Here is a 7219-nt window from a genome sequence, read left to right as displayed (position 1 = left end):
GCATGTGTGGAATAACCGGCATCTATGCTTTTAACATGATCGGCCGAATGAGCATGATCAATGTAGCGAATGCTACGAAGGCACTTTCATCGAGAGGACCCGATTTTCAGGATATTTATAACGATCAGCAGGTGGCACTCGGACATCGCAGGTTGTCGATCATAGATACAAGTGCTGAGGGTCACCAGCCGATGTGGGATAGATCAGGGCGCTATTGCATCATTTTTAATGGTGAAATTTACAATTACAAAGCCTTAAAACAGCAACTAGAATCTCAAGACGTTCAATTCCACTCTCAGTGCGATACAGAAGTATTATTAGAACTATATATTAAAGAAGGCCCAAAATGCCTCGATAAACTCAATGGCTTTTTTGCTTTTGCTGTTTACGACAAGCAAGATGCTACCTTATTTATAGCTAGAGACCGTCTGGGGATAAAACCGCTCTATTTTTTGCATGATGAAAATCGTGTGCTATTTGCCTCAGAAATGAAGTCCATCCTTTCTTATGGTATTGAGAAAAACCTTGATTTCACAGCACTTCGCACTTATCTACAGCTCAACTACATACCCGCTCCACGAACGATCTTCAAGGATGTGAAAAAATTACTTCCTGGTCAGTGCATGACGATTACCAATCAGAACGTGTCGATTGAGACTTATTATGAGGTAAAAAAGCAACCTCTAAACAAAGATAGTTATGAGAAGCAACAGCAATCATTTAGTCATTTATTAGAAAAGTCGGTACTTAAGCGATTGGTCGCGGACGTACCTTTGGGAAGTTTCTTAAGTGGTGGTATAGATTCTTCAGTAATCGCTGCGCTTGCCAGCAAGCACAAACCCGATATTCATACATTTTCTATAGGTTTTAGTGAAGAAAAATTCTTTGATGAAACCGATTATGCAAGAGCTGTTGCTAAAAAGCTCGGTACTGAGCACACCGTCTTTTCTCTTACAAATAAAGACCTATACCAACACGTTAATCAGATACTCGATTATATCGATGAACCTTTTGCCGACTCCTCGGCTATAGCGGTTTATATTTTATCTCAGGAGACCCGCAAACATGCTACAGTAGCACTTTCAGGTGACGGGGCTGATGAATTGTTTGCCGGATACAACAAACACGCAGCCTTTTATAAGATACTACAGGGTGGTAGCAAAGCTGAACTTGTAAAAGCACTAGGGCCGGTATGGTCGGTATTGCCTAAATCAAGGAATAATCCTGTCACCAATATATTCAGGCAACTCGATCGGTTTAGTAAAGGATCAAAACTCAATGCTAAAGAGCGCTATTGGAGATGGGCTGGTTTTGTAAATGAAAACGAAGCAGACAGCCTGTTGTCAGAAAGTTCTATCCATAACCTTGAACGCCAGGATTATGAAGAGTTTAAGCAGGAAATACTTAAACATATACCAGAAAAAGAAGACATCAACGATTTACTGCTTACCGATGTGAAGTTGGTGTTGCCAGACGACATGCTTACTAAAGTCGATCGTATGTCTATGGCTAACAGTTTAGAAGTGCGCGTACCATTCCTGGATCATGAAGTGGTTGAGTTTGCTTTCTCATTACCTACCGATAGTAAGATAAACTCAAATATTAGAAAACGAATAGTGCAGGATACATTCAGAGATATCTTGCCAGAAGAACTCTATAATCGCCCTAAAAAAGGATTTGAGGTGCCTTTACTGAAGTGGTTTAGAAAGGAAATGAAATCTCTCATAGAAGATGATTTGCTGTCTAAAGATTTTATAGAAGGGCAGGGGATTTTCAATTATCAGTCTGTCAGCAGACTTAAAAAGAAACTTTTCAGCGCTAACCCGGAAGATGTACATGCTCGTATTTGGGGACTGATCGTTTTTCAGTGGTGGTGGAAACGTTATTGCTCATAAGTCGCTCAACTTATATTTCTGTTGCAGATCATTTGTTGCTAACCTGCTCGTTTTACAATTAATACTATCTTTGCATTTGCTTAACAAATGATTAATCTGATAGATGAAAAACAGGGTTAAACTATTTCTAACCTACGGACTTTTCTGGTTGTGTTTTTTTGTAGCTGCGCGGTTGATATTTCTGGTATATTACTTAGACAAATCATCAGAATCTTCATTGGCAGATATCTTACTGTCTGTACTGCACGGCCTGAGACTTGACTTATCTACAACTGGTTATTTTCTACTAATACCCGGGTTAGTACTCGTGGCCTCCTCTTTCGTGAAAGTGTCAATAGTAAGGATCATCCTGAATATCTATACCGCCCTTCTCATCGTTATTTGTGCATTTGTTGTAGTTTTTGACTTAGAAATGTACCAGCACTGGGGATTTCGATTAGATGCCACCCCCCTGCTCTATGTGGGTGACGACACAACAATTGCCATTAGTTTTTGGGCGCTATTAAAGCTTGTTGTCCTCTGGGTTGTTTTAGTTGCCGTTTTTCTCATTGGCTATAAAAGATATGTATCCAAAAAAGTACTCCAATTAGGCCCGGCTTCATGGAAGAGTTCATTAGTGCTTCTTCTGCTCACAGGTGTTTTGATAGCGCCCATCAGAGGCACAACAGGAGTGGCACCAATCAATGTGGGTAGTGTTTATTTTCACGAGTCTAACATGTATGTAAATCATGCTGCCATCAATGTGGTCTACAATAGTGGGTATGCCCTATCTAAAATAAAAAGGCTTAAATACCCCAAACACTTCCTGGACAAAAACAACACAGAGAAGTATTACAATGAGCTATTTAAAAAATCTGGCGATACCAGCCGTTTAATTAAAACCGATAAGCCGAACATCGTCTTAATTATATTAGAGAGCTATACTTTCAAATTTATAAAGGCACTGGGCGGTATTGAAGGCGTTGCTCCAAATATTGAAGCCCTTACCAAAGAGGGCATTCTATTCGACAATTTTTATTCTTCTGGTGACAGGACGGACAAAGGCATTGTATCAATCATAAGTGGATACCCGGCTCAGCCTAAGGGATCGATTATCAAATACCCTAGAAAAACGCAACAATTACCATTTATCAATAAGTCTTTATCAGAATTAGGCTATGATACTGGCTTCACTTATGGCGGGAATATCGATTTTGCCAATTTCAGGTCTTACTTGAGTGCTGCAGGTTTTGATAATATCACGCATAGTGGAGATTTTCCTGATTCACTTAACCAGTCTAAATGGGGTGTGCATGACGAGTTCGTTTTTGATCGATTTCTGGATGAAACCAAAAAGGCTCAAGAACCATTCTTTAAAGTGATGTTGTCTCTAAGTAGTCATGAGCCGTTTGAAGTGCCTATGCCCACAGTTATTGAGGGTGACGATAATGTATCAAAATTTCTCAACTCAGCGCACTATACCGACAAAGCTTTAGGGGAATTTATTGATAATGCGAAAGAAACCGATTGGTGGAAAAATAGCTTGATTATAATCACAGCAGACCACGGTCACGGCATGCCGGATAATGGTGGTTTTGATAATCCTAACCGATTTAAAATTCCGATGTTATGGCTGGGAGGGGCGCTCAATAAAACGGATACGGTAATTCATACACTTGGCTCACAAACTGATATCCCTAATACAATTCTCGGGCAGGTCGATCAGCCAGATGATGCTTATTCTTTCAGCAACAACCTGCTAAGTTCTGATTACAAAGATTTTGCGGTGTACATCTATAATAATGGCTATGGTTTCATAAGCGATGATGTGTTTTTTGTTTATGATAATGTAGGCAAAAGGTACTTAAAAAAAGAGGGCATAAACACAAACGATACGCTACCTGGCATGTCTTATATGCAATCTCTATACAATGACTATAACAGTCGATAAAATGAGTCGTACAAAGGCATTATTCATCATCAACCCCAACTCGGGTACTCGCAGTAAGGAGCAAGTTCCAAAATTGCTATATCGATACCTTGATGGCCACATTGACTACGACATTGTATTCACAAAGTATGCCGGTGAGGCCACCAAAATAAGTAACGACAATAAAGGTAAATTTAACCTGATTGTAGCGGTGGGTGGAGATGGCACTATTAATGAAGTGGCCCGACCACTGATCGACTCAGAAACAGCACTTGGCATTGTACCTATGGGATCAGGCAACGGATTAGCTCGGCACCTTGGCATTCCTCTCAATCTTAAGAAAGCCATTATTACGTTTCAGCGTCCTGAGATTTCAACTATCGACACCATTAAGGTTGATGATCAGGCTTTTCTTAACGTAGCCGGTGTGGGTTTTGACGCGCACATAGCGAGCATCTTCGCAAAGAGTAAGAAGCGTGGCTTTATTACTTATGCTAATCTTGCTTTGAGGGAGCTCAATAAATATCGATATGCCGGATACAGACTTATAATTGACGGTATTGAAAAAACGGAAAAAGCCCCTTTTATCGTTTCTATTGCCAATGCAACACAGTATGGCAACAATGCTCACATTGCACCGGGTGCGAGAATAGCAGACGGCCTTATGGATATATGTATTTTACAAAAAGTACCTTTTTGGTACTATCCCATTCTGCTCTTCCACCTATTTAATGGCACCGTATATAAATCGAGATACTACCATTGTGCACAAGGAAAAGAGGTGATTATCAAGCGCATTTCAGAAGATAGTGAAAATCACTTCCACCTCGATGGGGATCCCTTTGATCTCAAATCAGACATCAAACTAACTATAAAGCCACTTTCATTAAAAGTGGCCTGTAGGTGCTAGTCCTGTCTGCTCAACTCTGCTTCGGCTGCTATAAAACCAAAAGCAGACCAGTGTTTACCTTCAATTACCTTATTAAAAATATCGTAAGCCCGGGTAGAATCCCCGTTGTATAGATACCAATTGCCTACTCCATAACCTTGAGTGGCCAAAGCAAGATCAGGGTCAGGATTTGCACTGCTCACCTCAAGCAACGAATCGGGTGACATCAAGCCCTTATACATGAGCAAACGCTTATGATAAGACTCATTTTCGATAATCTGCATGTCTCTATCAATCAACTGAAGCAGAGAATCTGCCTGAGACTTCTCTCCCAGCCTTCTGAGAGTCATGTATTTCCAATCAGTAGTAGCACACACCAAATCATCATTTACCGATGTCTTCATGCATTTATCATATAGCTTATTGGCGATGTTAAAGTCACCATTTAAATAGTAGGCCAGGGCTAAATGATACCACACATTAAACTGCGTATTTGAAAGCGGCTGATTGATTTTATTAGGAATGCCATCAGGCTCTATCTCCAGGGTATCTTTGGGCATCAACGAAGCTGCTTTCTCCAGATCATCGATAGCTTTGTCAAAATCACGTATGGAAATATACCTATGACCTCTATGCCTGTATAGCTTGTATGAGTCAGGGTACTCTTCTATGCCTTCGCTAAAAATCTCTATGGCATGTACATAATGACTTAGGTATGCCATTCTCCTCCCTAGCCATATATAATTTTCTTCGGACGGATTGGCTTTAAATCTTTTCTTAGCCTCTTTGAGATTTTGCTCCAGCTTCTGCTGAGTTTTCTCATCTCGAAGTGGCTCGTAGTAAGTAATACCTAATAATGAAACAACCTGAGGTTCCATGCCTTTAGTAAGCTCCTTCTCCTTATCCATCTTCTTCTTACAACCTACTGTTGCAAGAAGCACTAGTATTAATATATATCTCATTTGTCTAATCCAGGTTGGATTATAGTGTAACCTGTTCTTTCTTTTTCTTCCTTAACCATCATTTCCACATCTTTGAGCAGTGCTTTAGCATCATATACTATACCGTCTTTAATTGTATACTTTACACCACCCGCACGCACAACTTCATTATCTTCTGTAAGTCGTACAGCACCCGTACCATAAAGCACCTTTAAATTGGCCAATGGATTTTCTTCAACAATTACAAAATCAGCTAGTTTACCCACTTCTACAGTTCCTAGCTCCTCACTTGCTCCTAATGCTTCTGCACCGTTTAGTGTAGCTGCTCTTATAACCTCTAATGGATGAAAGCCCGCTTCTCTTAACAGTTCAAGTTCTCGGATATACGCAAACCCATACAATTGAAAGATAAAACCTGAATCAGAACCCGCGGTTACTCTTCCGCCTCTGTTTTTATACTCATTGATGAAGGTCATCCATAGTTTATAATTGTTTCGCCAGTTTACTTCCTGCTCCGTACCCCAATCATGCCAATAAGACCCATGAGATATTTTACTTGGTTGATAAAAATCCCACAATGAAGGCATGGTATAGGTCTCGTGCCATTCCGCTCTGCGTGCTCTCATCAAGTCTCTGCTCGCCTCATATATATTAAACGTAGGATCGATCGTAAAGTCGAGTTCCAGTAGTTCATTCATCACTTCATTCCACTTTTTAGAATACGGAGGTGCAGCCTGCTGCCACAGTCTCCCTGCCTCGCCAAAGCGATCCTGCTCATTGTTATAATTATAATCAACAGGATAATCCTGTACGGTGCGGTCGTCAAATAGTGCCTCGGGAAGGCCATACCAGTGCTCCATCGATGTAAGGCCTGCTTTGGCAGAGTTTAGCACATTCCATCTTGCTACAGCCATTTGTGCATGATGACACGCAGAACGAAGTCCTAAATTTTTATTTTCTTCCAGGGCTGCCTTCATAATTTCCGGAGCTGCACCAAAAAACTTAATGCCATCAGCTCCCTTTTTAGCATTTGCCTGCACCCATTCTCTTGCCTGTTGTGGTGTGCTAATATCTTCTTTTGATCCCTGCCCGAAAGCTGTATAGGCATAGATGCGAGGAGCTGTAATGTCATTTTTGGCGCTTTTTTCCTTTTGGTCCAACACCCAGTCCAAACCATTTCCTGCTGATGGATCTCTAACAGTAGTAATTCCATGGGCCATCCAGAGTTTAAATACATATTCGGCATCCGCGCCCTGTGCAGAACCTCCAATATGACCGTGCATATCTACAAAACCAGGCAATAAATACATGCCGGTAGCATCCAGCTCTTTACCATTATCTGCCAACTGAGGTCTTTTTTCTGGATCTATCGCAACACCAGGATAGCCCACCACCTTGATTTGCTTGATTCTGTTCTTTTCAACTACTATATCTACGGGGCCGGTGGGAGGCGCTCCATTGCCATTGATAAGCGTTACACCTCTAATGATAAGTTGTGGCCAGGGGCCTTCTCCCTGGGTTCTTTCAGGAGCTTTTTTTACCTGAGCGTTTAGTGAATATACACTCAGCAGACATGCGAGTAGAT

At 41.0% G+C, this 7219-nt stretch carries 5 protein-coding genes; 3 read left to right on the top strand and 2 right to left on the bottom strand.

Annotated features, from left to right (window positions below; translation table 11 throughout):
• The first annotated feature begins 2 nt into the window (after positions 1-2).
• From asnB to E1176_RS09065, 3 genes are all read left to right on the top strand, one after another.
• Positions 3-1895 (top strand): asparagine synthase (glutamine-hydrolyzing), encoded by a 1893-nt coding sequence (gene asnB / locus E1176_RS09075; protein ID WP_155210291.1) that lies wholly within the window; start codon positions 3-5, stop codon positions 1893-1895.
• A 103-nt stretch (positions 1896-1998) separates the two neighbouring features.
• A complete protein-coding gene (locus tag E1176_RS09070; RefSeq protein WP_155210290.1) occupies positions 1999-3825 on the top strand; it encodes an LTA synthase family protein in 1827 nt (608 codons plus the stop codon).
• Position 3826: 1 nt separating this feature from the next.
• Positions 3827-4714: a diacylglycerol/lipid kinase family protein gene (locus tag E1176_RS09065; RefSeq protein ID WP_185152717.1), complete on the top strand. Its 888-nt coding sequence runs from the start codon at positions 3827-3829 to the stop codon at positions 4712-4714.
• On the opposite strand, the gene E1176_RS09060 is transcribed toward E1176_RS09065, so the two are convergent.
• Both E1176_RS09060 and E1176_RS09055 read right to left on the bottom strand, forming a co-directional pair.
• A complete protein-coding gene (locus E1176_RS09060; RefSeq protein WP_155210288.1) occupies positions 4711-5655 on the bottom strand; it encodes a tetratricopeptide repeat protein in 945 nt (314 codons plus the stop codon). The two genes, E1176_RS09065 and E1176_RS09060, sit on opposite strands and share 4 nt — an antisense overlap.
• The gene (locus tag E1176_RS09055) at positions 5652-7205 is read right to left on the bottom strand and encodes an amidohydrolase family protein (protein ID WP_155210292.1); all 1554 of its coding nucleotides are present in this window, start codon (positions 7203-7205) and stop codon (positions 5652-5654) included. Before E1176_RS09055 ends, E1176_RS09060 begins: the two co-directional genes overlap by 4 nt.
• Positions 7206-7219: the final 14 nt, after the last annotated feature.

The organism is Fulvivirga aurantia (assembly GCF_009711475.1).
Classification (GTDB): domain Bacteria; phylum Bacteroidota; class Bacteroidia; order Cytophagales; family Cyclobacteriaceae; genus Fulvivirga; species Fulvivirga aurantia.
This window is presented reverse-complemented; position numbering and strand designations above follow the sequence as displayed.